Annotated in this window: 42 protein-coding genes; 40 read left to right on the top strand and 2 right to left on the bottom strand. The window is 37.7% G+C overall.

Translation table 11 applies throughout. The features are described 5' to 3' along the window. The 37 genes from rplD to EDD72_RS08115 all read left to right on the top strand — a co-directional run bounded on the left by rplD (position 1) and on the right by EDD72_RS08115 (position 20,393). A complete protein-coding gene (rplD, locus tag EDD72_RS08295) occupies positions 1-624 on the top strand; it encodes a 50S ribosomal protein L4 (RefSeq protein ID WP_132769230.1) in 624 nt (207 codons plus the stop codon). Beyond that, positions 624-911: a 50S ribosomal protein L23 gene (gene rplW, locus EDD72_RS08290; RefSeq protein ID WP_132769312.1), complete on the top strand. Its 288-nt coding sequence runs from the start codon at positions 624-626 to the stop codon at positions 909-911. Before rplD ends, rplW begins: the two co-directional genes overlap by 1 nt. A gap of 28 nt (positions 912-939) precedes the next feature. After that, the gene (gene rplB, locus EDD72_RS08285; RefSeq protein ID WP_132769227.1) at positions 940-1,770 is read left to right on the top strand and encodes a 50S ribosomal protein L2; all 831 of its coding nucleotides are present in this window, start codon (positions 940-942) and stop codon (positions 1,768-1,770) included. A gap of 66 nt (positions 1,771-1,836) precedes the next feature. Further along, entirely contained in the window at positions 1,837-2,115 is a 279-nt protein-coding gene (gene rpsS / locus EDD72_RS08280) for a 30S ribosomal protein S19 (protein WP_132769225.1), read from the top strand. A gap of 25 nt (positions 2,116-2,140) precedes the next feature. Further along, positions 2,141-2,482, top strand: coding sequence for a 50S ribosomal protein L22 (rplV, locus tag EDD72_RS08275; RefSeq protein WP_132769223.1), 342 nt, complete (start codon positions 2,141-2,143; stop codon positions 2,480-2,482). Positions 2,483-2,485: 3 nt separating this feature from the next. Next, positions 2,486-3,145, top strand: coding sequence for a 30S ribosomal protein S3 (rpsC, locus tag EDD72_RS08270; protein WP_132769221.1), 660 nt, complete (start codon positions 2,486-2,488; stop codon positions 3,143-3,145). 1 nt (position 3,146) lies between these two features. Beyond that, positions 3,147-3,581, top strand: a complete 435-nt coding sequence (gene rplP, locus EDD72_RS08265) for a 50S ribosomal protein L16 (RefSeq protein WP_132769219.1) — start codon at positions 3,147-3,149, stop codon at positions 3,579-3,581. Further along, complete coding sequence (gene rpmC, locus EDD72_RS08260) at positions 3,571-3,771, top strand: 50S ribosomal protein L29 (RefSeq protein WP_132769217.1); 201 nt, start codon at positions 3,571-3,573, stop codon at positions 3,769-3,771. The genes rplP and rpmC overlap by 11 nt, the downstream gene beginning before the upstream one ends. Positions 3,772-3,793: 22 nt before the next feature. Beyond that, complete coding sequence (gene rpsQ / locus EDD72_RS08255) at positions 3,794-4,057, top strand: 30S ribosomal protein S17 (protein WP_132769215.1); 264 nt, start codon at positions 3,794-3,796, stop codon at positions 4,055-4,057. A 36-nt stretch (positions 4,058-4,093) separates the two neighbouring features. Continuing rightward, positions 4,094-4,462 (top strand): 50S ribosomal protein L14, encoded by a 369-nt coding sequence (gene rplN / locus EDD72_RS08250; protein WP_132769213.1) that lies wholly within the window; start codon positions 4,094-4,096, stop codon positions 4,460-4,462. 36 nt (positions 4,463-4,498) lie between these two features. Further along, positions 4,499-4,840, top strand: coding sequence for a 50S ribosomal protein L24 (gene rplX / locus EDD72_RS08245; RefSeq protein WP_132769211.1), 342 nt, complete (start codon positions 4,499-4,501; stop codon positions 4,838-4,840). A 26-nt stretch (positions 4,841-4,866) separates the two neighbouring features. After that, on the top strand, positions 4,867-5,409 hold the full coding sequence (rplE, locus tag EDD72_RS08240; protein WP_132769209.1) for a 50S ribosomal protein L5: 543 nt from the start codon (positions 4,867-4,869) through the stop codon (positions 5,407-5,409). A gap of 26 nt (positions 5,410-5,435) precedes the next feature. Then, the gene (locus EDD72_RS08235; RefSeq protein WP_132769207.1) at positions 5,436-5,621 is read left to right on the top strand and encodes a type Z 30S ribosomal protein S14; all 186 of its coding nucleotides are present in this window, start codon (positions 5,436-5,438) and stop codon (positions 5,619-5,621) included. Positions 5,622-5,648: 27 nt separating this feature from the next. Then, positions 5,649-6,047 carry a 30S ribosomal protein S8 gene (rpsH, locus tag EDD72_RS08230; RefSeq protein ID WP_132769205.1) on the top strand — a complete coding sequence of 133 codons (399 nt, stop codon included), beginning with the start codon at positions 5,649-5,651 and terminating at the stop codon, positions 6,045-6,047. Positions 6,048-6,076: 29 nt separating this feature from the next. Further along, positions 6,077-6,616 (top strand): 50S ribosomal protein L6, encoded by a 540-nt coding sequence (gene rplF / locus EDD72_RS08225; protein ID WP_132769203.1) that lies wholly within the window; start codon positions 6,077-6,079, stop codon positions 6,614-6,616. A gap of 34 nt (positions 6,617-6,650) precedes the next feature. Next, on the top strand, positions 6,651-7,019 hold the full coding sequence (gene rplR / locus EDD72_RS08220) for a 50S ribosomal protein L18 (protein WP_132769201.1): 369 nt from the start codon (positions 6,651-6,653) through the stop codon (positions 7,017-7,019). Positions 7,020-7,042: 23 nt separating this feature from the next. Next, the gene (rpsE, locus tag EDD72_RS08215; RefSeq protein WP_132769199.1) at positions 7,043-7,540 is read left to right on the top strand and encodes a 30S ribosomal protein S5; all 498 of its coding nucleotides are present in this window, start codon (positions 7,043-7,045) and stop codon (positions 7,538-7,540) included. A 12-nt stretch (positions 7,541-7,552) separates the two neighbouring features. Next, positions 7,553-7,738 carry a 50S ribosomal protein L30 gene (rpmD, locus tag EDD72_RS08210; protein WP_132769197.1) on the top strand — a complete coding sequence of 62 codons (186 nt, stop codon included), beginning with the start codon at positions 7,553-7,555 and terminating at the stop codon, positions 7,736-7,738. Between the two features lie 28 nt (positions 7,739-7,766). Further along, a complete protein-coding gene (gene rplO / locus EDD72_RS08205; RefSeq protein ID WP_132769195.1) occupies positions 7,767-8,207 on the top strand; it encodes a 50S ribosomal protein L15 in 441 nt (146 codons plus the stop codon). Beyond that, positions 8,207-9,502 carry a preprotein translocase subunit SecY gene (gene secY / locus EDD72_RS08200; protein ID WP_132769193.1) on the top strand — a complete coding sequence of 432 codons (1,296 nt, stop codon included), beginning with the start codon at positions 8,207-8,209 and terminating at the stop codon, positions 9,500-9,502. Before rplO ends, secY begins: the two co-directional genes overlap by 1 nt. Before the next feature lie 52 nt (positions 9,503-9,554). Further along, positions 9,555-10,205 (top strand): adenylate kinase, encoded by a 651-nt coding sequence (locus tag EDD72_RS08195; RefSeq protein ID WP_132769191.1) that lies wholly within the window; start codon positions 9,555-9,557, stop codon positions 10,203-10,205. Continuing rightward, entirely contained in the window at positions 10,205-10,951 is a 747-nt protein-coding gene (map, locus tag EDD72_RS08190) for a type I methionyl aminopeptidase (protein WP_132769189.1), read from the top strand. The genes EDD72_RS08195 and map overlap by 1 nt, the downstream gene beginning before the upstream one ends. An 8-nt stretch (positions 10,952-10,959) precedes the next feature. Further along, the gene (locus EDD72_RS08185; RefSeq protein WP_132769187.1) at positions 10,960-11,277 is read left to right on the top strand and encodes a KOW domain-containing RNA-binding protein; all 318 of its coding nucleotides are present in this window, start codon (positions 10,960-10,962) and stop codon (positions 11,275-11,277) included. Between the two features lie 3 nt (positions 11,278-11,280). After that, the gene (gene infA / locus EDD72_RS08180) at positions 11,281-11,499 is read left to right on the top strand and encodes a translation initiation factor IF-1 (RefSeq protein ID WP_132769185.1); all 219 of its coding nucleotides are present in this window, start codon (positions 11,281-11,283) and stop codon (positions 11,497-11,499) included. A 54-nt stretch (positions 11,500-11,553) separates the two neighbouring features. Next, positions 11,554-11,667, top strand: a complete 114-nt coding sequence (gene rpmJ, locus EDD72_RS08175) for a 50S ribosomal protein L36 (RefSeq protein WP_003322638.1) — start codon at positions 11,554-11,556, stop codon at positions 11,665-11,667. A 16-nt stretch (positions 11,668-11,683) separates the two neighbouring features. Beyond that, entirely contained in the window at positions 11,684-12,052 is a 369-nt protein-coding gene (gene rpsM, locus EDD72_RS08170; protein ID WP_132769183.1) for a 30S ribosomal protein S13, read from the top strand. 14 nt (positions 12,053-12,066) lie between these two features. Next, the gene (gene rpsK / locus EDD72_RS08165) at positions 12,067-12,462 is read left to right on the top strand and encodes a 30S ribosomal protein S11 (RefSeq protein ID WP_132769181.1); all 396 of its coding nucleotides are present in this window, start codon (positions 12,067-12,069) and stop codon (positions 12,460-12,462) included. 202 nt (positions 12,463-12,664) lie between these two features. Next, on the top strand, positions 12,665-13,609 hold the full coding sequence (locus EDD72_RS08160; RefSeq protein WP_132769179.1) for a DNA-directed RNA polymerase subunit alpha: 945 nt from the start codon (positions 12,665-12,667) through the stop codon (positions 13,607-13,609). Between the two features lie 27 nt (positions 13,610-13,636). Beyond that, entirely contained in the window at positions 13,637-14,002 is a 366-nt protein-coding gene (gene rplQ, locus EDD72_RS08155) for a 50S ribosomal protein L17 (protein ID WP_132769177.1), read from the top strand. Between the two features lie 119 nt (positions 14,003-14,121). Continuing rightward, positions 14,122-14,949, top strand: coding sequence for an energy-coupling factor transporter ATPase (locus tag EDD72_RS08150; protein WP_132769175.1), 828 nt, complete (start codon positions 14,122-14,124; stop codon positions 14,947-14,949). Next, positions 14,934-15,803 (top strand): energy-coupling factor transporter ATPase, encoded by an 870-nt coding sequence (locus EDD72_RS08145; RefSeq protein ID WP_132769173.1) that lies wholly within the window; start codon positions 14,934-14,936, stop codon positions 15,801-15,803. Before EDD72_RS08150 ends, EDD72_RS08145 begins: the two co-directional genes overlap by 16 nt. Continuing rightward, positions 15,800-16,603: an energy-coupling factor transporter transmembrane component T family protein gene (locus EDD72_RS08140; protein ID WP_132769171.1), complete on the top strand. Its 804-nt coding sequence runs from the start codon at positions 15,800-15,802 to the stop codon at positions 16,601-16,603. Before EDD72_RS08145 ends, EDD72_RS08140 begins: the two co-directional genes overlap by 4 nt. Positions 16,604-16,612: 9 nt before the next feature. Continuing rightward, positions 16,613-17,350 (top strand): tRNA pseudouridine(38-40) synthase TruA, encoded by a 738-nt coding sequence (truA, locus tag EDD72_RS08135; RefSeq protein ID WP_132769169.1) that lies wholly within the window; start codon positions 16,613-16,615, stop codon positions 17,348-17,350. Positions 17,351-17,516: 166 nt separating this feature from the next. Beyond that, positions 17,517-17,960, top strand: a complete 444-nt coding sequence (rplM, locus tag EDD72_RS08130) for a 50S ribosomal protein L13 (RefSeq protein ID WP_132769167.1) — start codon at positions 17,517-17,519, stop codon at positions 17,958-17,960. 13 nt (positions 17,961-17,973) lie between these two features. After that, positions 17,974-18,366, top strand: coding sequence for a 30S ribosomal protein S9 (gene rpsI, locus EDD72_RS08125; RefSeq protein WP_132769165.1), 393 nt, complete (start codon positions 17,974-17,976; stop codon positions 18,364-18,366). Positions 18,367-18,482: 116 nt separating this feature from the next. Next, on the top strand, positions 18,483-19,238 hold the full coding sequence (gene cwlD / locus EDD72_RS08120; protein WP_424565542.1) for an N-acetylmuramoyl-L-alanine amidase CwlD: 756 nt from the start codon (positions 18,483-18,485) through the stop codon (positions 19,236-19,238). Between the two features lie 81 nt (positions 19,239-19,319). Continuing rightward, positions 19,320-20,393, top strand: a complete 1,074-nt coding sequence (locus EDD72_RS08115) for an Mrp/NBP35 family ATP-binding protein (protein ID WP_132769163.1) — start codon at positions 19,320-19,322, stop codon at positions 20,391-20,393. A 70-nt stretch (positions 20,394-20,463) separates the two neighbouring features. On the opposite strand, the gene gerD is transcribed toward EDD72_RS08115, so the two are convergent. Next, complete coding sequence (gene gerD / locus EDD72_RS08110; RefSeq protein ID WP_243643808.1) at positions 20,464-21,060, bottom strand: spore germination lipoprotein GerD; 597 nt, start codon at positions 21,058-21,060, stop codon at positions 20,464-20,466. 185 nt (positions 21,061-21,245) lie between these two features. Here gerD and EDD72_RS08105 point away from each other — a divergent pair, with 185 nt between their 5' ends. After that, positions 21,246-21,638 (top strand): DUF1694 domain-containing protein, encoded by a 393-nt coding sequence (locus EDD72_RS08105; protein WP_165895016.1) that lies wholly within the window; start codon positions 21,246-21,248, stop codon positions 21,636-21,638. 1 nt (position 21,639) lies between these two features. Here EDD72_RS08105 and pdaB read toward each other — a convergent pair whose 3' ends face one another. After that, on the bottom strand, positions 21,640-22,401 hold the full coding sequence (gene pdaB / locus EDD72_RS08100; protein WP_132769156.1) for a polysaccharide deacetylase family sporulation protein PdaB: 762 nt from the start codon (positions 22,399-22,401) through the stop codon (positions 21,640-21,642). Between the two features lie 137 nt (positions 22,402-22,538). Between pdaB and EDD72_RS08095 the strand changes: the two genes are divergently transcribed. Continuing rightward, complete coding sequence (locus EDD72_RS08095) at positions 22,539-23,153, top strand: stage II sporulation protein M (RefSeq protein WP_132769154.1); 615 nt, start codon at positions 22,539-22,541, stop codon at positions 23,151-23,153. Positions 23,154-23,220: 67 nt separating this feature from the next. Further along, a complete protein-coding gene (locus EDD72_RS08090) occupies positions 23,221-23,619 on the top strand; it encodes an OsmC family protein (protein WP_132769308.1) in 399 nt (132 codons plus the stop codon). Positions 23,620-23,753 lie beyond the last annotated feature (134 nt).

Below are 23,753 nucleotides of genomic sequence, written 5' to 3'. Positions count from 1 at the left end.
ATGCCTAAAGTAGCTTTATATAATATGAGCGGTGCTCAAGTAGGTGAATTGGAATTATCTGATGCAATCTTTGGGATTAAGCCAAATGTAGCAGTACTTCATGATGCGGTGCTTATGCAACAAGCTTCTGAACGCCGAGGAACTCATAAAACAAAAGGACGTTCTGAAGTAAGTGGTGGCGGACGTAAACCATGGCGTCAAAAAGGAACTGGACGTGCACGTCAAGGTAGCATTCGTGCTCCACAATGGGTAGGTGGTGGTACAGTATTTGGGCCTACACCTCGTAGCTATGCATACAAATTACCGAAAAAGGTTCGTCGTTTAGCGCTTAAATCTGCGCTTTCATCGAAAGTTCTCGATGCTCAAATGATTGTATTAGACGAGTTAACATTAGCTCAACCCAAAACAAAAGACATGGTTAGCATCTTAAATAACCTAAAAGCAGTTCGCAAAGTCTTGATTGTTGATCGTGATTATAATGATACCATTGCATTATCTGCACGTAATATTCCTGGTGTAAAATTCGTTTCTGTAGAGGGGATTAACGTTCTGGATATTATGAGACATGATCATTTAATCATGACAAAAGAGGCTGTAGCGAAAGTAGAGGAGGTGCTTGCATGATGAAAAATCCACGCGATATCATTAAGCGCCCGGTCATTACTGAAAGATCTACTGAACTAATGGAAGGAAATAAATATGTCTTTGAAGTAGAGATGAAAGCGAACAAGACAGAGATTAAACAAGCGATTGAGGATATTTTTGGCGTAAAGGTTGAGAAGGTCAATACCATTAAAATGCCTGCAAAGCCAAAGCGTTATGGTAGATATAGTGGATATACATCTGCTTGGAAAAAAGCGATCGTTACTTTAACGAAAGATAGTAAACCAATTGAATTATTTGAAGTCTAGTATTCGGAAGTGAAGGAGGGAAATCACAATGGCAATTAAGAAATATAAACCAACGTCGGCTGGCCGCCGTAATATGTCTGTTTCTACATTTGAAGAAATTACTACAGATAAGCCTGAGAAGTCATTATTAGCGCCATTACCTAAAAAGGCTGGCCGTAATAATCAAGGGAAAATCACTGTTCGTCATCATGGTGGCGGTCATAAACGCCAATATCGCATCATTGACTTTAAACGCGATAAAGATGGCATACCAGGTCGTGTTGCTACGATCGAATATGATCCAAACCGTTCTGCAAATATCGCTTTAATCCATTATGTAGACGGTGAGAAAAGATATATTCTAGCACCAAACGGTTTGAAAGTTGGGGATATGATTGAGTCAGGACCCCAATCTGATATTAAAGTAGGAAATGCACTGCCACTAGAGAATATTCCTGTAGGTACTGTCATTCATAATATTGAGCTAAAACCAGGAAAAGGCGGTCAATTAGTACGTGCAGCTGGTGCAGAAGCTCAATTATTAGGTAAAGACGGAGACTATGCGATTATTCGTTTAGGTTCTGGAGAAGTGCGTATGATTCGTAAAGAGTGCCGTGCGACAATAGGTCAAGTAGGTAACCTCGATCACGAAAACGTACGTATCGGTAAAGCAGGACGTAGTCGTTGGTTAGGGAAAAGACCGGTTGTTCGTGGGGTTGTTATGAATCCAAATGATCACCCACATGGTGGTGGTGAAGGTAAAGCGCCAATCGGACGTAAATCTCCAGTTACTCCTTGGGGTAAACCAACCTTGGGTTACAAAACTCGTAAGAAGAATAAAGCTTCTGATAAATATATTGTACGTCGTCGTAATGCCTAATATGATTTTGTAACTTTTATTGATGAAATGACGTTAAAGAGGCTGATCGTGAAGGGAGGTTTTTTTGTGGGTCGTAGTTTGAAAAAAGGGCCTTTTGTCGATGACCATTTAATGAAAAAGGTTGTTGAGCTAAACGAAAAAAATGAAAAGAAAGTCATCAAAACTTGGTCTCGTCGTTCTACCATTTTCCCTGAGTTTGTTGGTCATACGATTGCTGTTTATGACGGACGCAAACATGTACCAGTATATATTACTGAAGATATGGTAGGTCATAAATTGGGTGAATTTGCACCAACTCGTACTTATAAAGGGCATGCGGATGATGATAAGAAGACGAAACGTTAATTGATATTGAGAGGAGGTACAGTAGATGCAAGCTAAGGCTGTGGCTAGATATGTACGGATTGCTCCTCGAAAAGTAAGTCTAGTATTAGACTTAATTAGGGGCAAAGACGTTGGAGAAGCGATTGCAATATTACGTCATACACCAAAAGCAGCTTCACCCGTCATTGAAAAAGTATTAAAATCCGCTCTTGCTAATGCAGAACATAACTATAATATGGATCCAGACAAATTGGTTGTGAAAGAAGCTTATGCCAATCAAGGGCCAACATTGAAACGTTTTCGCCCACGTGCTATGGGCCGTGCAAGCCGAATTAATAAACGTACCAGTCACATTACGGTCGTATTAACAGAGAAAAAGGAGGGATAATTAGTGGGTCAAAAAGTTAGTCCAACAGGGCTTAGGATTGGTATTATTCGCGATTGGGAATCCAAATGGTATGCAGGGAAAGATTATGCAGATCTACTATTAGAAGATGTTCGAATTCGTGAATTCCTAAAGAAGAGATTATATGATGCTGCTGTTCCTACCATTGAAATTGAAAGAGCAGCAAATCGTGTCAATATTACGATTCATACAGCAAAGCCAGGTATGGTCATTGGTAAAGGCGGAGCAGAAGTCGAAGTTCTTCGTCAAGAATTAAGCAAAATGACAGGTAAAAAGGTTCACATCAATATTAGTGAAGTAAAAAATCCTGATCTAAGTGCTCAACTCGTTGCAGAAAATATTGCACAACAGCTAGAAAGACGTATTTCCTTCCGCCGTGCTATGAAGCAGGCAATTCAACGGACAATGCGCGCTGGTGCAAAAGGAATTAAAACAATGGTTAGCGGTCGACTTGGTGGTGCCGAAATCGCTCGTAGTGAAGGCTATAGTGAGGGTACTGTGCCACTTCATACACTTCGTGCAGATATCGATTATGGAACCGCTGAAGCACATACCACATATGGCCGTTTAGGAGTAAAAGTATGGATTTATCGTGGTGAAGTTCTTCCTACGAAGAACAAAGAAGTAAAGGAAGGAGGCAGATAATATGTTGATGCCAAAACGTGTAAAACATCGTAAAGAACATCGTGGCAAAATGCGCGGACGTGCAAAAGGCGGCACGGAAGTTGCATTTGGTGAATACGGATTACAGGCATTAGAGCCTGCTTGGGTAACCAACAGACAAATCGAAGCAGCTCGTATTGCGATGACACGTTATATTAAACGTGGTGGTAAGGTTTGGATTAAGATCTTCCCATCGAAACCAATTACCCAAAAACCTCTCGAAGTTCGTATGGGTAGTGGTAAAGGTTCACCAGAAAAATGGGTTGCAGTTGTAAAACCAGGCAAAATCTTATTTGAATTAGCTGGTGTGTCCGAAGAAGTGGCTCGCGAAGCTATGCGTCTGGCATCTCATAAGCTGCCAATTAAGACCAAATTCGTGAAGCGTGAAGAATTAGGTGGTGATGCTAATGAAAGCTAAAGAGTTCCGTAACATGACCACTGCTGAGATCGAAGAAAAAATCAATTCCTTAAAAGAAGAATTATTTAACCTCCGTTTTCAATTAGCAACCGGTCAATTAGAAAATACAGCACGAATTAAAGAAGTGCGCAAAGCTATTGCCAAAGCAAAAACTGTGATCCGAGAAAGAGAATTAGGCATTCGACAATAATTGAAAGGAGGTTTATTAATCAATGTCTGATCGTAATCAACGCAAAGTTCAAATTGGTAAAGTTGTAAGTGATAAGATGGATAAAACCATCGTTGTAGCTGTTGAAACTTATAAAAAACATCCATTGTACGGAAAACGTATTAAATATACTAAAAAGTTTAAAGCTCATGATGAAAATAACCAAGCTAAAATTGGTGACATTGTAAAAATCATGGAAACTAGACCATTGTCCAAAGATAAGCGTTGGCGCTTAGTTGAAATTGTTGAAGAAGCAGTTATCATCTAATGATAGTGTTAACTTCCGAAGGGAGGGAAAAGAAAAATGATTCAACCACAAACTATTCTAAATGTTGCTGACAACTCTGGTGCGAAAAAATTAATGGCAATCAAAGTACTAGGTGGATCCCACCGTAAATTCGCCAATATCGGAGACGTTATTGTTTGTTCGGTTAAAGAAGCAACGCCAGGCGGTGTTGTTAAAAAAGGTGATGTAGTAAAAGCAGTTATTGTTCGTTCAAAACGTGGTGTTCGTCGTAACGATGGATCTTACATCAAATTTGATGAAAATGCTGCAGTTATTGTGAAAGATGATAAAAGTCCACGTGGAACACGTATTTTTGGACCAGTTGCTCGTGAATTACGTGAAAAGGACTTTATGAAAATAATTTCATTAGCTCCTGAGGTCATCTAATGGGCAAGTCAATGACAAAACAAGGAGGTGCTTAAATTGAAATCCTCAAAACAAGCAAATAAGTTACATGTGAAAAAAGGCGATACTGTTATCGTGATTAGCGGAAAAGATAAAGGGAAAAAAGGACGTGTATTAGCCGCTTTTCCAAAAGAAGGTCGAGTACTTGTTGAAGGTGTGAACCTTGTAAAGAAACATACTCGTCCATCCCAGGCAAATCCTGAAGGTGGTATTATTACACAAGAGGCACCAATTCATTCTTCAAATGTAATGTTAGTTGATCCAAAAACAGGTGAAGTTACACGTGTCGGTCATAAGATTTTAGATAATGGAAAAAAAGTGCGGATTGCAAAAAAATCTGGCGAAGTATTAGATAAGTAGTCAGGTAAAGAAAGGAGGCACAATGAATGGCAGCAAGATTACAAGAAAAATATAAAAACGAAGTTGTCCCAGCATTAATGAAAAAATATAACTATAAATCAGTGATGCAAGTACCACGAATTGAGAAAGTAGTCATTAATATGGGGGTTGGTGAGGCTGTCCAAAATTCTAAAGCATTAGATGGGGCAGTTGCTGATCTAGAGAAAATTGCTGGTCAAAAACCAGTAATCACCCGTGCAAAAAAATCGATCGCTGGCTTTAAAGTGCGTGAAGGGATGCCAATCGGTGTAAAAGTGACATTGCGCGGTGAGCGTATGTATTACTTTATTGATAAATTGTTTAATATTGCTCTCCCTCGTGTGCGTGACTTCCGCGGTGTATCGAACAAAGCTTTTGATGGTCGTGGTAACTATACATTAGGACTAAAAGAACAGCTTGTATTTCCTGAAATCGATTATGATCAAGTGGATAAAGTTCGTGGTATGGACATTGTATTTGTTACAACAGCAAATACCGATGAAGAGGCGCATGAATTATTGGCTCAATTAGGAATGCCATTTGTGAAATAAGTCTTAAGCTGAGGAGGGAAGATCGCGTGGCAAAAAAATCGATGATTGTTAAGCAACGCCGCCCACAAAAATTTAAAGTTAGAGAATATACTCGCTGTGAACGTTGTGGACGACCACATGCAGTAATGCGAAAATTTAAATTATGTCGTATTTGTTTCCGTGAACTCGCATATAAAGGTCAGATTCCTGGCGTTAAAAAAGCAAGTTGGTAAGCCTATTTTAGGAAGGAGGTTTTCTACATGGCGATGACAGATCCAATTGCAGATATGCTAACTCGTATTCGTAACGCTAATCTTGTGCGTCATGAGGTTGTTGAAGTACCAGGATCAAATATCAAACGGCAAATTGCTGAGATCTTAAAACGTGAAGGATTTATTCGCGATGCTGAATATATTGAAGATAATAAACAAGGGATTATCCGCTTGTTCTTAAAATACGGTCCAAATAATGAGCGTGTAATTACTGGTTTAAAACGTATCAGTAAACCTGGGCTAAGGGTGTATGCAAAGACAAATGAAATTCCAAAAGTACTTGGAGGATTAGGAATTGCGATCATCTCCACTTCTCAAGGCCTTTTAACAGATAAAGAGGCTCGCAAGGCAAAAGTTGGCGGGGAAGTAATTGCATACATCTGGTAATAGACTGAAAAACGATTGGAGGTGTAGATATGTCTCGTATAGGTAAAAAACCCATTGAGATTCCAGCAGGTGTGGAAGTAACCATCGATGGAAATAATCAAGTGACTGTTAAAGGTGCCAAAGGTACCTTAACAAGAACTTTTCATAAAGATATGGACATTAAAGTTGAAGGAAATCAAATAATTGTAGAGCGTCCTTCTGATAATAAATTACACCGTGCATTACATGGTACAACACGTAGTATTCTCAACAATTTGATTGAGGGTGTAACAAACGGTTATCAAAAAACGTTAGAACTTGTTGGTGTTGGTTATCGTGCATCCAAGTCGGGAAACAAAGTCGTATTAAACGTAGGTTACTCTCATCCTGTCGAAGTTGTACCTGAAGAAGGAATAGAATTTGATGTTCCGGAGCAAACAAAAATCATTGTAAAAGGTATTGATAAAGAGCGTGTTGGCGCTGTTGCAGCAAAGATTCGCTCAATCCGTGAACCAGAGCCATATAAAGGGAAAGGTATTCGTTACCAAAATGAGTACATTCGTCGTAAGGTTGGTAAGACTGGTAAATAATCTCTACAGTTGAACCGAAGGGAGTGAATCTAGTTTGATTAATAAAGTTGATAAAAATAAAATACGTAAAAGAAGACACTTACGTATTCGTAAAAACATCGTAGGAACTGCTGAACGTCCGCGTTTAAATGTCTTCCGTTCAAATAAGCATATTTATGCACAAATCATCGATGACGTTACTGGTGCAACTTTAGTATCTGCTTCAACATTAGACAAAGAATTAAAGGATAAAGTTGAAAATGGCGGTTCTGTTGAAGCAGCAAAACTTGTCGGTGATCTTATTGCAAAACGTGCCTTAGATAAGAATATTGAAAATGTTGTTTTTGACCGTGGTGGTTACTTATATCATGGCCGTATTCAAGCACTCGCGGAGTCCGCTCGTGAGGCTGGTCTTAAGTTTTAATCGTTGATAAAGGAGGGAAACACATGCGTATTGACCCAAATACACTTGATCTTCAAGAAAAGGTTGTTGCGATTAACCGTGTTGCAAAGGTTGTAAAAGGTGGTCGCCGTTTTAGTTTTAGTGCCTTAGTTGTTGTCGGTGATAAGAATGGTTGGGTTGGAGCTGGAATTGGTAAAGCAGCTGAAGTACCTGATGCCATTCGTAAAGGGATTGAAGATGCAAAGAAAAACCTAATTCATGTACCATTAGTTGGGACAACAATACCACATAGCATTACAGGCATTTTTGGCGCAGGTAAGGTGTTTCTAAAGCCTGCTGCTGAAGGTACTGGAGTTATTGCCGGTGGTCCAGTTCGTGCGGTTCTTGAATTAGCGGGAATCGATGATATTTTAAGCAAATCTCTTGGTTCTTCTAATGCAATAAACATGGTAAAAGCGACTCTTGATGGACTTAACCGTTTGAAACGTGCAGAAGAGGTTGCAAAACTACGTGGTAAATCCGTAGAAGAATTGTTAGGATAGGAGGGACTCGTAATGAAAAAGCTTCAAATTACCCTCAAGCGAAGTTTAATTGGACGCCCAGAAGCTCAACGTAAGGTAGTCAAAGCTTTAGGGTTACGCAAACTTAACCAAACAATTGTGCAGAATGACAATCCTGCAATTCGAGGAATGGTTAATAAAGTAAACCACTTAGTAGAAGTTATTGAGGTTGATGAATAATTTTATTTAGGTACTAGGAGGTGAAACCATGAAATTACATGAATTAAAACCAGCGGTTGGTGCACGCCATACACGCAAACGTGTTGGTCGAGGTATCGCTTCAGGAAACGGTAAAACTGCTGGACGTGGTCATAAAGGTCAAAATGCGCGTTCAGGCGGCGGGGTTCGTCCAGGTTTTGAAGGTGGTCAAAACCCATTGTATCGTCGTTTGCCAAAACGTGGTTTTACAAATCCAACACGTAAAGAGTATGCGATTGTGAATCTTGATGTTTTAAATCGTTTTGAAGCAGGTACAACGGTAACTCCTGAATTATTACAGGAAAAAGGATATGTAAAGCAAGTTAAAGATGGTGTGAAGATTTTAGGAAACGGAGATTTAAATGTACAGCTAACCGTGAAGGCTCACAAGTTCTCAGAATCTGCAATTGAGAAAATTGCTGCTGCTGGCGGTAAAACTGAGGTGATCTGATGTTTAATGCGATCTCCAATATTTTTCGGATTCGCGACTTGCGTAGGAAGATCATCTTTACCCTTCTTATGCTGGTCGTCTTCCGTATTGGAAGTTTTATTCCTGTACCTAATATTAATACAGAAGTATTAGCTTCTCTAACGGAAAGGGACATATTTGGATTTCTTAATACTTTTTCCGGGGGAGCGCTTCAGAATTTCTCCATTTTTGCTATGGGTATTATGCCTTACATTACCGCATCCATTATCGTCCAACTATTAAGTATGGACGTAATTCCTAAATTTGCGGAGTGGGCACGTGAAGGAGAAAATGGTCGGAGAAAATTAGCTCAAATAACCCGTTATGGAACGGTTGTTCTTGGATTCATTCAAGCAATCGGATTGTCCATCGGATTTAATAATTTCTATGGACGTCAATTAATTATTGACCCTGGTTTTCTGACTTACCTGCTTATTGCAATTACGTTAACTGCAGGAACAGCTTTTTTAATGTGGTTAGGAGAACAGATCACAGAGAATGGTATTGGTAACGGAATTTCGATTATCATTTTTGCAGGAATCGTTGCAAGGATTCCTGACAGTGTTATTACAATTTATCAAACTCAGTTTAAGTCTGCCAGTGATCAACTTTTCTTGCATATTATCAAAGCTCTCTTAATCTTACTTGCAATTGTTGTTATTATTGCAGGGACCATTTATGTATATCAAGGTATAAGAAAAATTCCTGTTCACTATACAAAACGGGTTGTTGGTAGAAAGATGTATGGTGGTCAATCCACCCATATTCCATTTCGTATCAACTCTGCAGGGGTTATTCCAGTAATCTTTGCACTTTCTTTGTTAATGTTCCCATCAACAATCGCAAGTTTTTGGAGAGGAAATAAGGTTGCAGATTGGTTTATCCAGCACTTTAACTATGCTGATCCTTTCGGGGCTTTTCTTTATGTGATATTAATTATTGGTTTTACGTATTTCTATACTTTTGTACAGATTAATCCAATACAGTTAGCTGATAACATGAAAAAAAATGGTGGATATATCCCGGGGGTAAGACCTGGTAAAACTACAGCGGAATACATTACAAAAGTACTGAATCGGATTACATTGACAGGCGCTATTTTCTTAGCAGCGATTGCGATTTTACCAGTCATCTTTACCGCAGCAACAGATCTTCCTCAATCTGTTCGAATCGGGGGTACATCATTATTGATTGTCATTGGTGTTGCTCTTGATCTCATGAAACAGATTGAAACCCAATTAGTCAAGCGTCATTATGATGGATTTATGAAACGCTAACTTAATTCGGACGAATAATCGAGCTTGATCTAAGTTGATGGAGGGATGTTTTTTGAATATCGTGCTCATGGGTTTACCTGGTGCAGGTAAAGGGACCCAAGCGGAACGGATCGTTGACGAATTCCAAATCCCACATATTTCAACTGGAGATATGTTTCGAAGTGCCATTAAAGAAGGCACTCCATTAGGTTTGGAAGCAAAATCCTACATGGACAAAGGATTATTAGTCCCCGATGAAGTCGTCATAGGTATTGTTCGCGAACGTTTGGGTAATGATGATTGTAAAAATGGATTTCTTTTGGATGGCTTTCCACGTACAGTAGAACAAGCAAAAGCATTGGATCATATGTTAGAAGAACTAGATAAGAAGATTGATCATGTCATCTATATAGAAGTGGAGAAAGATCATCTATTAAAACGACTTACAGGACGTAGAATTTGCCGCCAATGTGGTGCAACATATCACTTAGTTTATCATCCGCCGAAACAAGAAGGTGTTTGTGATAAATGCGGTGGCGAGCTTTATCAACGGGATGATGATAAAGAGGAAACTGTTGCAACTCGTTTAGAAGTAAATATGTCACAAACTGAACCGTTATTGAAATATTATAATGATAAAAAAGTATTAAGAATCATTGATGGAAACCAAGATATTGATAGAGTGTTTTACTCGATAAAAGAATTGTTGAGAGGTCAGGCGTAATGATCATACGTAAATCCGATTATGAAATTGACCTGATGCGGATCGCTGGACGAATCGTTGCACAAACTCATCAAATTTTATCAAAGCATATTCGTCCAGGAATCACGACAAAAGAACTGGATAAAATTGCTGAGGACTTTATTCGGAGTCAAGGTGCTATTCCTTCTTTTTTAGGTTATGGTGGCTTTCCAGCTAGTATTTGTACTTCAGTGAATGACGAATTGGTTCATGGTATACCGGGCGACCGTGTATTAAAAGAAGGCGATATTTTAAGTATTGATATCGGAGCTGACTATAAGGGATATCATGGTGACTCTGCTTGGACATATGCCGTTGGTAAAATAAGCGATGAAGCGGCAAAACTTCTAAAAGTTACAGAAGAGTCTCTATATAAGGGTTTGGAGAAAGCAACTCCGGAATATCGCTTATCCGATATCTCTCATGCGATTCAACAACATGTGGAAGCACATGGATATTCAATCGTTCGAGAATATGTCGGTCATGGTATTGGATCAAATTTACATGAAGACCCGCAAATACCCAATTATGGCCCTCCTAATCACGGCCCTCGACTAAAGCCTGGTATGGCTTTAGCGATTGAACCAATGGTGAATGCCGGCGAACGTTATGTAAAAACTTTAGCCGATCGTTGGACAGTAGTCACACAAGATCATTCATTATGTGCTCATTTTGAACATACGATTGTGATTACAAAAGACGGTCATGAAATCCTCACAAAACTATAGGAGGTTTTATGAACGAGGTCGAACATAGCTTTCAAATTGGTGAAATCGTAGAGGTAACTCAAGGTCGTGAAAAGGGGAAGTTTGGTATTGTATTAGGGTTTGAACAAGATCGGTTACTTATCGCCGATGGTGATAAAAGAAAATTTGATAAGCCGAAGAAAAAAAATATTCGTCATGTGAGAACAACTGGATATATTTCAAAGGAAGCTGTTCGCGCATTTCAAGAAACAGGAAAAGTTTCTAATGCGAAGATGAGATATATTATTCAAGATTTTCTCGCGAATCACTTGAATCAGAATGTTGAGGAAGATATGAAAGGAGAGTGAACCATGGCCAAAGAAGATTTAATCGAAGTGGAAGGTACCGTTATCGAACCATTACCTAATGCGATGTTTCGTGTTGAGTTAGAAAATGGTCATAAAGTTCTGGCACATGTATCAGGTAAGATTCGTATGCATTTTATTCGTATTCTACCTGGAGATAAAGTAACTGTCGAATTATCTCCCTACGATTTAACAAGAGGTAGAATAACTTATCGTTTTAAATAAATCGGATGATAAGTAAGCATTTTGTTCTTCTTTTCACTTAAGGAGGTTATAAGAATGAAGGTTAGACCATCCGTGAAGCCGATTTGCGAAAAATGTAAAGTCATTCGACGTAAAGGCACAGTTATGGTAATTTGTGAAAATCCAAAACATAAACAAAAACAAGGTTAATTAAGGAGGTGTACAAATGGCACGTATCGCAGGTGTAGACTTACCTCGTGACAAACGAGTAGAAGTTGCATTGACCTATATTTTTGGAATAGGACGTCCTACTTCAAATAAAATCTTAAGTGAGACTGGGATCAACCCAGATACTCGTGTTCGTGATTTAACAGAAGATGAAGTGGCAAAATTACGTGAGTACATTGACAAAAATATTAAGGTTGAGGGAGATCTTCGACGTGAAGTGGCACTTAATATTAAGCGCCTGATTGAAATTGGTTCATATAGAGGTATTCGTCATCGTCGTGGTCTTCCTGTTCGTGGTCAAAGAACAAAAACCAATGCACGTACACGTAAAGGTCCACGTCGTACTGTAGCAAATAAGAAGAAGTAAGGAGGGATTAGACGATGGCTAAAAGAAAAACAACTACACGTACAAAAAGACGTGATCGAAAAAATATTGAACATGGTATCGCCCATATTCAGTCTACATTTAATAATACGATTGTAACAATTACTGACCCACATGGTAATGCCATTTCCTGGAGCAGTGCGGGAGCTCTTGGTTTCAAAGGTTCAAGAAAGAGCACTCCATTCGCTGCACAAATGGCAGCAGAAGCAGCAGCCAAAAGTGCAATGGAACATGGTCTAAAGACTGTTGAAGTACTTGTTAAAGGACCTGGTTCAGGTCGTGAAGCGGCAATTCGTTCATTACAAGCAGCTGGCCTTGAAGTGAGTGTAATCAAAGATGTAACACCTATTCCACATAACGGTTGTAGACCACCAAAGCGCCGTCGCGTGTAATGAATTCATAATAGATGTATATATTACCTAAATTTGTAAATAATAATTAAGGTAACCTAGGGTAAGTATGTCTCTCAACAAGATTGACTTCTTAGAATAAAGCAAAAAAACTTGGTATCACCGTGATTCTTTCTTTGTACTTTACCCTCGAATAACCGTGGATGCCATTTGAAATGGACGTTTTGAAGGAGGGTTTGAATTTATGATAGAAATCGAAAAGCCTAGAATTGATGTCGTCGAACTTAGCGAAGATTCTACTTATGGAAAATTTGTGGTAGAACCATTAGAGCGAGGATATGGTACGACATTAGGCAATTCCTTAAGGAGGATCTTATTATCTTCTTTACCTGGAGCAGCAGTGACCTCTATTCAAATTGATGGAGTACTGCATGAATTTTCTACGATTCCTGGGGTTGTTGAAGATACGACCGAAATTATTCTCAACTTAAAGAAACTTTCTTTAAAAATTCATTCCGATGAAGAGAAGATTTTAGAGATTGAAGCTGATCATGGTGGAGAGATTACAGCAGGAGATATCCGCGCAGACAGTGATGTGGAGATACTTAATCCTGATCTTCACATTGCAACGGTTGAAGATAATGCCCGTTTTTATATGAAAATGCGTGCGAACCGAGGCCGTGGATACGTACCTGCTGATCGCAATAAAGGCGAGGAACAGATGATTGGAGTCATCCCTATCGATTCGATTTATACTCCAATTACTCGCGTAAACTTTTCCGTGGATAATACTCGTGTTGGACAAGTTACGAACTATGACAAACTTACATTAGAAGTTTGGACAAATGGTAGTATACGACCAGAAGAGGCGGTAAGTTTGGGTGCTAAAATTCTAACCGAACACCTCAATCTCTTCGTTGGGTTAACAGAAGAAGCACAAGAAGCGGAAATCATGGTTGAAAAAGAAGAGGACCAAAAGGAAAAGGTACTCGAAATGACCATTGAAGAACTCGATCTTTCTGTCCGTTCCTACAATTGTCTAAAACGTGCAGGAATAAATACGGTTCAAGAATTAACCACAAAAACGGAAGATGACATGATGAAAGTTCGAAATCTTGGTCGTAAGTCACTTGAAGAAGTGAAACAAAAATTAAGCGAACTAGGTTTAGGACTACGAAAAGAAGAATAGATTGCATGGAAGAAGGAGGGACAAGGAATGCCAAAAAGAAAGCTAGGACGTAATACGGCTGCTCGTAAAGCATTATTCCGTGATTTGGTAACAGATTTATTCATCAATGAGAGAATTGAAACAACTGAATCAAAGGCAAAAGCTGTTCGTTCTATCGCTGAGCAACTGATTACATTAGCAAAACGTGGTGACTTACATGCACGTCGTCAAGTTGCTGCTTATGTAAGAAAGGAACTTGCTGATGTAGAAACGAAGCAAGATGCGATTCAAAAATTATTCAGTGATATTGCACCACGTTATGCTGAACGTCAAGGAGGATACACTCGTATTTTAAAACTTGGTCCTCGCCGTGGAGACGCTGCACCAATGGTATATTTAGAATTAGTAGAATAGTTTTTAAAAAAGGGTGAGGGCAGAATCTATTCTGAGATTCTGATTCATACCCTTTTTTTTTTACTAGAGAGGAAAGTGAAACTTTAAGAAATCAATGGCGGGGTCTGGAGGAAAATGGGATGGAGCCAATCATTCAAATTAAAGATCTTACTTTTCGCTATCCCCATTCGAAAGAAGAAATTTTAAAAAATATCACATTAGATTTCTATAAAGGTCAATTTATTGCCGTATTAGGGCCAAACGGCTCGGGAAAATCAACTCTAGCAAAACTTTTAACAGGAATACTTCAACCAGAGAAGGGTTCAGTAATTGTTAATGGTAAGTTAATCCAAGATGAGGAAGATGTTTGGCAGGCACGAAAAACGATTGGTATTGTCTTTCAAAATCCCGATAATCAGATTGTGGCAACAACAGTTGAAGATGACGTAGCCTTTGGTCTCGAAAATCAGGGAATTCCTCCAGCGGAAATACGAATTCGAGTGGATGAGGCATTAACAAAACTGGGTCTTATCGATTATAAACAAATGGAACCTCATTATTTGTCGGGAGGGCAAAAACAAAAAGTAGCCATTGCAGGAATCTTAGCAATGAAACCAAATGTGATTATTTTTGATGAAGCAACTTCAATGCTTGATCCTCAGGGAAGAAAAGAGGTCATCGAAACCGCGAGAAAATTAAATGAAACGGAAAGAATCACAGTGATTCATATCACTCATTTTTTACAAGAAACGATTTTTGCAGATCGAGTAATTGTATTAAACGAGGGTAAGATTTTTTTTGATGGTACACCTGAGGAAATCTTTGCTCATAGTCAAACGTTAAAAGAGATTGGTTTAGATGTTCCACTCCCAGTTGAATTATCCGATCGTCTAAGAAACAGAGGCATACCCATCGGAGAAATTGTAAATGAAGAGGAGCTCATTAGAAAGTTATGGACATTCATTTAGATCAAGTTTCGTTAACCTATATGAAGGGCACACCGTTTGAGCGACTAGCATTAAAGCCTTTAAAGCTTACAATCAAAAGTGGGATGATTACAGGTATCATTGGACATACAGGGTCTGGTAAATCTTCTCTTATCCAATTGATCTCAGGCCTAATTCAACCAACAACAGGAACAGTGAGTATGAATGGCTTCGAATGGTCTTCAATGAAAAAGAAAACATCGATCGATTTAAGAAAAAAAATTGGCGTCGTTTTCCAATACCCAGAGTATCAGCTATTTGAAGAGACGGTTGAAAAAGATATCGCTTTTGGCCCCAAAAATTTTGGATTTAAAGAAGAAGAGATCGATCAATTTGTAAGAGAAGCAATGGAATTGGTAGGGCTTCCATACAATCAATATGCTCACCGTTCTCCCTTTGAGTTAAGCGGTGGTCAAATGCGAAGAGTGGCAATTGCAGGAGTCATTGCATTTCAACCTGAGATTTTGATTTTAGATGAACCAACTGCTGGATTGGATCCTAGAGGTAGAAAAGAGATTTTAGAGATAGTGAAGAGATTACACCTAGAGAGAAAAATGACAACGATTTTTGTTACCCATAGTATGGATGAAGTCGCCAATCTAGCTGACCAGTTAATCGTCTTGAGTGATGGAAGAGTCGTTTATTATGGAAGTCCAAAAGAAGTTTTTCAGCAGGTTGATTTACTTCGACAAATTGGTCTTGATGTTCCAGAGATAACGAAATTCATTCAAAAATTGAATCAAAGATTGGAGCATCCGATACCATTGGATTGTTATTCGTTGGATGAATTAGAAGAACAGATTGTAATGAGGTTAAAAAAGGGGAAAGAAACATGAGTTTCTCTGAATATTTAACAATTGGGCAGTATATTCCAACTCACTCGTTTTTACATCGATTAGATCCTCGAAGTAAATTACTTTTTGTATTTATTTATATAATTGTTGTTTTTTTCATTCGCGATTATTGGGGATATTTGCTTCTTTTTTTATTTATATTGGTGGGTATGATCATCTCAAAGATTCCGTTCTCTTACTATTGGAAAGGACTTATTCCAATTTTAGGATTGATTTTATTTACGATCATTCTTCATCTAACGATGACAAAAGGCGGGGCGATCTATTTTCAATGGAAATGGTTTACAATCTATGAGAATGGTGTATATCAGGCAGGTTTTGTTTCTATACGTCTACTCCTACTTGTGTTTGTTGCAACGATGCTAACACACACCACTTCACCCATTGATTTAACGATGGGGTTAGAAAAATTAATGCTTCCCCTAAAAAAATTCAGAGTACCTGTTCATGAGTTAGCATTAATGATGTCCATTTCCCTACGATTTATCCCCACCTTATTGGATGAGACCGAAAAGATTATAAAAGCACAAAAGGCAAGAGGAGCGAATTTTGAAACAGGGCCGATTCATCGAAGACTTCTTACGATGGTATCAATCGTGATTCCATTACTAATTAGCGCTTTTAAACGGGCTGATGAACTAGCGACAGCAATGGAAGCAAGGGGATACCGAGGAGAAAAAGGTAGAACGAGGTTAAGGACTATTACGTTCTCTTGGAGAGATTTGCTCTTTTTTTTGGTTTTTGGTTTTGTTTTAATTTTACTATGGTTTCTAAGGAATTGAGAATGAAAGATGGAAAGAAATATTAAATTAGAATTGAGCTATGATGGTACGAAGTTTCATGGATTTCAAGTACAACCCAACCAAAGAACGGTACAATCTGAAATCGAAAAGGCGATTAAAGAGCTTACTGGCTTTTCCGTGAATTTAATTGCTTCTGGGAGAACAGATGCAGGAGTCCATGCACGAAAACAGGTTTGTAATTTTATTACCCATTCTTCCATTCCAATAGCGAAATGGCCGAATGCACTGAACTCGATCTTACCTGATGATATTATCGTATTTTCAGCTGAGGAAAAACCATTACAATTTCACTCGCGTTACGATGTAAAGAGAAAGACTTATCGTTACACGATTTACAATGACCGTTTTATCGATGTTTTTAAACGTCATTATAGTTGGCATCTGCCATATTCTCTTAATATCAGCGAAATGGTCGAAGCAAGCCACTATTTCTTAGGAGAGCATGATTTTACTTCTTTTTCTTCTGCTAGAACAGAGGTTAAGAACAAAGTACGGACAATCTACCAGTTTGATATTTGGAAAGAAGGCAAAGAGATTTATTTTCAGATTACTGGAAATGGTTTTCTCTACAATATGGTTCGAATCATTGTTGGTACGATTGTAGAAATTGGTAGAGGTAGAATGGAAAAAGAACAGATTCTTCGTTTGTTTGAAGAAAAAGACCGGACATTATCTGGATTAACTGCACCACCACAAGGCTTAGTCCTTTGGGATGTGATTTACTAAACAACAGGACCTTGCGTATAAAAAGTGTTTGACTCTGAATTTTAGATATAGTATTATATTCTTTGGTACTTTAACAAGTATTTAGCCCCGGTTTTAAAGATAAAGGTTTATTTGATTTCAAAAATGTAAATGATCTTGATAAGTGAATAATCTAGGAGGGAAAATGATGCGCACTACCTACATGGCAAAGCCAAATGAAGTTGAGCGTAAATGGTATATCATCGACGCTGAAGGTAAGACACTTGGCCGCTTAGCATCTGAAGCAGCACGTATCCTTCGCGGTAAACATAAACCACAATATACTCCTCATGTAGATACAGGAGATTTTGTGATTATCATTAATGCGGATAAAGTTGTTTTAACAGGAAAGAAATTGCAACAGAAAAAATACTATCGTCATTCTGGTTATCCAGGTGGATTAAAAGTGACTGTTGCAGCTGATATGCTGAAAAATAAACCAGAACGTATGGTTGAATTAGCTGTAAAAGGGATGCTGCCACATAATAGTTTAGGTCGTAAACAAGGAATGAAATTAAAAGTTTATGCAGGCGCAGAACATCCACATCAAGCACAAAAACCAGAAGTTTGGGAAATCAGAGACTTAAAATAGGGAGGTATAGCTGGTGGCACAAGTACAATACTACGGTACAGGTCGTCGTAAACATTCCGTAGCTCGTGTACGTTTAGTACCTGGCGATGGTCAGATTATCATTAATAAACGTCATCTTGATGATTATTTCGGATTAGAAACTTTAAAATTAATCGTGAAGCAACCATTAGTAGCAACGGATACGTTAAATTCTTATGATGTATTAGTCAATGTACATGGTGGAGGATATACAGGACAAGCAGGTGCAATTCGTCATGGTATTGCACGTGCTCTATTAAAAGTAGAACCTAACTTCCGTGGCACCTTAAAGAAGGCAGGGTTCTTAACTCGTGACCCACGAATGAAAGAGCGCAAGAAATACGGTCTTAAAGCTGCTCGTCGTGCACCACAATTCTCTAAACGTTAATATTCCATTATGCATAAGCACCCGAAAGAATTGGGTGCTTTTTGTCATATTTCCCTAACTCGTCCCATAAAAATAGAAGGACAAGGAAAAGTGTTTGGTATATGGGAGGAGTTCAAATGTGGGGTAAAATAAAAGAGCAAATACAGGCCATTGGTATAATAAAGATCATTAGTTTTATTGCAGCGATTTTTTTATTAATACTACTTATGTTTAACGATCTCCCCTTAAATGAATCTTGGCCTGTTTGGAATCTACCATTATCAGGGAAAATCATTATCTTAGACCCAGGTCATGGTGGTGTAGATGGCGGGGCAGTGAGTGACAGCGGATTAGTAGAGAAAGATATTACGTTAAACATCTCAAAGTATTTACAAGATTATCTCAATGAAGCAGGAGCACTTGTCATAATGACAAGAGAGAAAGATGTTGATCTAGCAGACAAAGAGACAAAAGGAATAGCAAAAAGAAAATTGGAAGATTTACAGAATCGAGTACGCCTTGTGAATGACAGTATGGCTGACTTTTTTATTAGTATTCATCTTAATAGCATTCCATCAGATCGTTGGCATGGTGCCCAAACCTTTTATTATCCTATCCGCGAAGAGAATGAGAAAATGGCAAAACTGATTCAACAAGAAATTATGAAAAGTTTGAAAAACACGGACCGTATCCCTTTGCCAAGAAACGATATTATGGTTTTAAAATATGTTGATACTCCATCTGTTTTAGTGGAAGCTGGTTTTTTGTCTAATCCAAATGAAGCCCAATTATTAGGTACAAAAGAATATCAAAAGAAAGTCGCATTCGCAATTTATCAAGGAATATCAAAGTATTATGCAATGGAGGAGCCGGAAAGAGAGTCAGTAAAATAAATAAAATATTTTTAAATTTATGCTATAATAATGGTGATTTTATAAATTTCTCTTGCAATATAGATAAAATGGGGTGTCAAAATGATTACGAAGGAACAAATACTTGAGGCGCTAAAAGGGGTCGAAGATCCTGAGATTCACCGCAGTGTTGTTGAACTTGATATGGTTCGTAATATCGTCGTTGATGGCGATAGAGTTAGTTTAGAAATTGTTTTAACGATTCAAGGGTGTCCTTTAAAGGTAAATATCGAAAAAGATGTAGAAGATGCGATAAAAGCGCTTGGGGCCAAAGAAGTAGATATAACATTTGGCTCAATGACTGATGAAGAACGTGCAGCTTTGGCAAAAAAATTACAGGGACCAAAGAATACAGTTTCTTTAACACCACAACAAGGATCACCATTACTAAGAAGTGATTCGAAAACGAAATTTATTGCCATAACCAGTGGAAAAGGCGGGGTTGGTAAATCTACAGTTTCTGTCAACTTGGCGGTCGCTCTAGCCAGAGCAGGTAAGAAAGTTGGACTCATTGATGCCGATATTTACGGTTTTAGTGTACCAGATATGATGGGGATCGAGATCAAACCTACGGTAATCGATAATCTGATTCTACCTGTAGAACGCTTTGGTGTTCAGGTGATGTCGATGGGATTTTTTGTACCAGATAATTCTCCAGTAATATGGCGGGGACCCATGTTAGGAAAGATGTTGAAAACATTTTTTGATGAAGTTCATTGGGATGATTTAGATTACATGATCTTAGATTTACCACCAGGAACTGGCGATATGGCACTTGATGTTCATAACACCATTCCCCAAAGCAAAGAAATCATTGTGACAACACCACATGCAACTGCTGCCTTTGTAGCAGCTAGAGCAGGTACAATGGCTTTAAAAACAAATCATGAAGTTTTAGGCGTTGTTGAGAATATGTCTTTTTATGAGTGTTCAAATGGAGAAAAGGCTTACATCTTCGGTAAAGATGGCGGTAAAAAACTAGCTGAGGAGTTAGATACTGAGTTGCTTCTTCAAATCCCATTAGGGGCTCCCTTAAGGGATGATGAGGATGAATTTGCTCCATCTGTTTATCCACAAGGAAGTGCTACAGGCGAACTTTATCAACAACTAGCCCAAAAAGTGATTGAAAAAGCTTAATATGAACAGATAAAAGGGCAGACCTAATGGTCAGCCCTTTCTCATGGTTTGCCAAAATGGGCAGTAACTATTATTTTGATCCTTCCTGTTTATCTTTAGGGCCACCTTCTCCTTGATCCTTTTGTCCTTCTTTTTTCGGTTTTAAAGCCTCTTCATTTGCTTTTTTCATTAATTTCAGAAGATCTTCTTGAAAAAGTGGACTTTCTAACGACTCCTTGATCACCATCATCATCTGTTTTCGATAGGTATTTGATTTTAAAAGTTCAAGGATCATTTTTTGATATTCAGGATCGTTCATGGTCTCAAGTAACATTTTTCGATATTCTGGATCTTTCATTAGATCCTTCATCAAACCTTCGTTTTCTTTTTTCAATGCTTTTCCCAATTGTGAAGTGAATGTAGGATCATTATACATTTCTTTTAATTTCATTATATTATCATTAGATAGAAATTCATTTTGAATGATTTTTTTTACCTCTTCATCACCTAAAGCTAACTTTTTATTTCCGCCAACTGAGGTTCCACTAGCCGCTTCTTTTATCGCTTTTTTTCCCTCGTCTGTTTGGAGGATATCGATCACCATTTGTTTCATTTCTTTATAATTTGGAGATGAAGAGGGTGATTTTACCGCATTACATCCACTGAAAAAAAGACTAATCAATAACATAAGAAGAAATATCTGAGATAATATTTTCTTTTTCATCATCAATAACTTCCTTCCATTTCGATTCATCCATTTTAGCTAATTCATTCTTTTTGTTATTAGCTAATATGTGATGAATGATGTCTGTTTATCCATTAAGAATGAAACAAGAAAATAATCTCATACTAAAATGGAAGGAGGCTTTACATATGGATGATAAAACAAAACAGATTCATATACATGAGGTTAAAGATATCATTGAAGAAGAAACAAGAAGCCAATTTCTGCAAAAGAGTGCCATAAACAAATACTTGCTAAAGGATCAACCAATAGGTTTGGAGAAGAATTCAGCGTATTTGGGGGTTAACCCAGAACAAATAGTTTATTCCTACACCTTTGACCAACTAAATGAAACAAGTACCTATGAAAAAATCGCTCAAGCTATGAAAAATAGGGAAGTAAAAAAAGCGATCATTCATAGTGATTTAGCGATTGAAGGAATTACACGAATTATAAAAGAAGCCGAGGTATATCATATTCCCTTTACCATCGTTAAGGACCCAGCATTTAAGGGAGATGTCGGATTAGAATTGATACGCTAAATTACTCGATTTCGGATGTTTCTATTTTCGCATTGGCGATTAATTGTGATACCGTTACAAATTCATATCCTTGTTTTTTTAATTGATCAATGATAATGGGTAAAGCTTCATGCGTCTGCTTACATGAATCGCTGGCATGCATTAAAACGATATCCCCTGGATGAGCCCGTTTTAGGACTCGATTAATAATTTCATCAACACCTGGATTCATCCAGTCCCGTGAGTCTGTATCCCATTGGATAACCGTATATCCTAACCGATCGGCTATTTTTAATACTCGACTATCAAAGTCTCCATTTGGAGTGCGTATTAATGTCGGCTTTTGGTTTGTAAGCTCTTTTAAAATCAATTCTGCTTTTAGAATTTGGTTTTCAATTTCCTGATCGGTTAATTCACTGTAGTTCACGTGTTTGTGGCCATGGCTACCAATCTCATATCCACTATCAACTATTCGTTTTACAATTTTAGGATGATCCTCACTCCAAGGGGACGATAAGAAGAAAGTGACTTTGCCCTTTAGTCCTTTTTGTTCTAGAATATCTAGTATGGGTTCAGGTCTTTTTTCACCCCAACTGATATCAAACGTTAGAGCAATTTGTTTCTTTTCAGTTTGTACATTGTAGATGGCTTTGGTTCCCCCATTTGAAAAAACACTGATATTTTCCCGTTCTGAATAAACAATACCTATCGTAAAGAAAAAAGCGGTAAGAATCACCATAAATTGCTTAAATTTTTTTCCGCTAAAAATCCATATAAACTTCATCGATTACACACCCCCTGTCCTATTTCTTTCACACTAAATATGTATGCATGATAGTCAGGGATATGTTATGATACTTCAAGTGATACAAAAAAGAGCAAATTATGTTATGATAATTTCTGTATAAGAGGTGAACTTACTTGATCCAATCGTTTTGGCAGGCATTATTAAACATAAAAAAACAACTTTATTTTGCAATGTTCTTATTTATCATAGGAATAATCATTGGTTATCTATTTCTCGATCAAAACCATCCGATGATCCAAGATATTTTAAAACAAATAGGATCCATTGCCGAAAAAGTTAAGGAAAAAAATAGTTTATTTTTTATGATTCGAACCATTTTTTTAAATAATTTTTTTATCGGACTTTTAATGATTCTAAGTGGTATTCTCTTTGGTCTTTATCCGATGGTAAATTTAATGGTACAAGGGATTATGATTGGCTTTTTAATCAAATTTTTATTTCAACAAGGTAAGACGATTGGATTTGTATTAATGGGAGTTCTACCTCATGGTATTTTAGAAATTCCTGCAATTCTTATTGCCGGTGCCTTTGGAATAAAATTAGGTTTTTCTGTGATTCAATGGATTGGAAGGTTAATTAGTAGGAGAACAGAGAATATCGCTGAGGATTTTTGGTACACACTTAAACAGGTTCCAATTATTATTTTTGGATTAGCAATTCTATTATTTATTGCAGCAATGATTGAAAGTACATTAACAGTATATTTATTACAAACGGTTTACCATTAATTTTTTATATTTTTGATAGATAGAAGGAGTGGTATATGTGAAAGTCAACGTAGAATGGAAAGGAAATATGGCATTTGAAGGGAAAGGAGATTCTGGGCATTCTGTTTTGCTCGATGCAGCACCGCAAGTAGGTGGCCAAAATCAGGGACCGCGGCCAATGGAAACATTATTATTTGCATTAGGTGGGTGTACCGGTATGGACGTGGTTTCCATTTTAAAGAAAATGCGTCAGGAGATTGAAACTTTTCATATGGAGATTACAGGGGATCGTGCTTCAGAACATCCAAAACGTTACACTAAAATCAACGTCCATTATGATCTTACAGGTCCAAATTTAAATGAAGAAAAAGTGAGAAAAGCGATTAAGCTGACTCAAGAAACTTACTGTTCTGTATCAAAATCATTAAATGCGGAAGTAACATATAGTTTTTCGATAAATGGAAAGAAGTTTGAGCCAACTATATAACCAATTCCTTAGAAAAAAATACCTCATTTTTGAGGTATTTTTCAGACTGTCGACAAACCCCAACTCAAATGCTTCATTTGAGTTGGGATTTGTCTTTTTTTGCTCATCATTTTCTAAGATTCTTATCTTATTTA

Source organism: Tepidibacillus fermentans (assembly GCF_004342885.1).
Lineage (GTDB): Bacteria > Bacillota > Bacilli > Tepidibacillales > Tepidibacillaceae > Tepidibacillus > Tepidibacillus fermentans.
This window is presented reverse-complemented; position numbering and strand designations above follow the sequence as displayed.

Excerpts from the sequence above, each read along its gene's own strand:
- rpsQ (WP_132769215.1), top strand. The coding sequence starts at position 3,794 with ATGTCTGATCGTAATCAACGCAAAGTTCAAATTGGTAAAGTTGTAAGT.
- EDD72_RS08150 (WP_132769175.1), top strand. The coding sequence starts at position 14,122 with ATGGAGCCAATCATTCAAATTAAAGATCTTACTTTTCGCTATCCCCAT.
- rplN (WP_132769213.1), top strand. The coding sequence starts at position 4,094 with ATGATTCAACCACAAACTATTCTAAATGTTGCTGACAACTCTGGTGCG.
- rplW (WP_132769312.1), top strand. The coding sequence starts at position 624 with ATGAAAAATCCACGCGATATCATTAAGCGCCCGGTCATTACTGAAAGA.
- EDD72_RS08105 (WP_165895016.1), top strand. The coding sequence starts at position 21,246 with ATGGATGATAAAACAAAACAGATTCATATACATGAGGTTAAAGATATC.
- gerD (WP_243643808.1), bottom strand. The coding sequence starts at position 21,060 with ATGTTATTGATTAGTCTTTTTTTCAGTGGATGTAATGCGGTAAAATCA.
- rplQ (WP_132769177.1), top strand. The coding sequence starts at position 13,637 with ATGCCAAAAAGAAAGCTAGGACGTAATACGGCTGCTCGTAAAGCATTA.
- EDD72_RS08090 (WP_132769308.1), top strand. The coding sequence starts at position 23,221 with ATGGCATTTGAAGGGAAAGGAGATTCTGGGCATTCTGTTTTGCTCGAT.
- pdaB (WP_132769156.1), bottom strand. The coding sequence starts at position 22,401 with ATGAAGTTTATATGGATTTTTAGCGGAAAAAAATTTAAGCAATTTATG.
- rplD (WP_132769230.1), top strand. The coding sequence starts at position 1 with ATGCCTAAAGTAGCTTTATATAATATGAGCGGTGCTCAAGTAGGTGAA.
- rplO (WP_132769195.1), top strand. The coding sequence starts at position 7,767 with ATGAAATTACATGAATTAAAACCAGCGGTTGGTGCACGCCATACACGC.
- rpsM (WP_132769183.1), top strand. The coding sequence starts at position 11,684 with ATGGCACGTATCGCAGGTGTAGACTTACCTCGTGACAAACGAGTAGAA.
- rpmD (WP_132769197.1), top strand. The coding sequence starts at position 7,553 with ATGAAAAAGCTTCAAATTACCCTCAAGCGAAGTTTAATTGGACGCCCA.
- rpmJ (WP_003322638.1), top strand. The coding sequence starts at position 11,554 with ATGAAGGTTAGACCATCCGTGAAGCCGATTTGCGAAAAATGTAAAGTC.
- rplE (WP_132769209.1), top strand. The coding sequence starts at position 4,867 with ATGGCAGCAAGATTACAAGAAAAATATAAAAACGAAGTTGTCCCAGCA.
- rpmC (WP_132769217.1), top strand. The coding sequence starts at position 3,571 with ATGAAAGCTAAAGAGTTCCGTAACATGACCACTGCTGAGATCGAAGAA.
- rplV (WP_132769223.1), top strand. The coding sequence starts at position 2,141 with ATGCAAGCTAAGGCTGTGGCTAGATATGTACGGATTGCTCCTCGAAAA.
- rplP (WP_132769219.1), top strand. The coding sequence starts at position 3,147 with ATGTTGATGCCAAAACGTGTAAAACATCGTAAAGAACATCGTGGCAAA.
- infA (WP_132769185.1), top strand. The coding sequence starts at position 11,281 with ATGGCCAAAGAAGATTTAATCGAAGTGGAAGGTACCGTTATCGAACCA.
- rplB (WP_132769227.1), top strand. The coding sequence starts at position 940 with ATGGCAATTAAGAAATATAAACCAACGTCGGCTGGCCGCCGTAATATG.
- rpsK (WP_132769181.1), top strand. The coding sequence starts at position 12,067 with ATGGCTAAAAGAAAAACAACTACACGTACAAAAAGACGTGATCGAAAA.
- rplF (WP_132769203.1), top strand. The coding sequence starts at position 6,077 with ATGTCTCGTATAGGTAAAAAACCCATTGAGATTCCAGCAGGTGTGGAA.
- EDD72_RS08160 (WP_132769179.1), top strand. The coding sequence starts at position 12,665 with ATGATAGAAATCGAAAAGCCTAGAATTGATGTCGTCGAACTTAGCGAA.
- rpsH (WP_132769205.1), top strand. The coding sequence starts at position 5,649 with ATGGCGATGACAGATCCAATTGCAGATATGCTAACTCGTATTCGTAAC.
- EDD72_RS08140 (WP_132769171.1), top strand. The coding sequence starts at position 15,800 with ATGAGTTTCTCTGAATATTTAACAATTGGGCAGTATATTCCAACTCAC.
- secY (WP_132769193.1), top strand. The coding sequence starts at position 8,207 with ATGTTTAATGCGATCTCCAATATTTTTCGGATTCGCGACTTGCGTAGG.
- map (WP_132769189.1), top strand. The coding sequence starts at position 10,205 with ATGATCATACGTAAATCCGATTATGAAATTGACCTGATGCGGATCGCT.
- EDD72_RS08185 (WP_132769187.1), top strand. The coding sequence starts at position 10,960 with ATGAACGAGGTCGAACATAGCTTTCAAATTGGTGAAATCGTAGAGGTA.
- cwlD (WP_424565542.1), top strand. The coding sequence starts at position 18,483 with ATGTGGGGTAAAATAAAAGAGCAAATACAGGCCATTGGTATAATAAAG.
- EDD72_RS08115 (WP_132769163.1), top strand. The coding sequence starts at position 19,320 with ATGATTACGAAGGAACAAATACTTGAGGCGCTAAAAGGGGTCGAAGAT.
- rpsE (WP_132769199.1), top strand. The coding sequence starts at position 7,043 with ATGCGTATTGACCCAAATACACTTGATCTTCAAGAAAAGGTTGTTGCG.
- EDD72_RS08145 (WP_132769173.1), top strand. The coding sequence starts at position 14,934 with ATGGACATTCATTTAGATCAAGTTTCGTTAACCTATATGAAGGGCACA.
- rplM (WP_132769167.1), top strand. The coding sequence starts at position 17,517 with ATGCGCACTACCTACATGGCAAAGCCAAATGAAGTTGAGCGTAAATGG.
- truA (WP_132769169.1), top strand. The coding sequence starts at position 16,613 with ATGGAAAGAAATATTAAATTAGAATTGAGCTATGATGGTACGAAGTTT.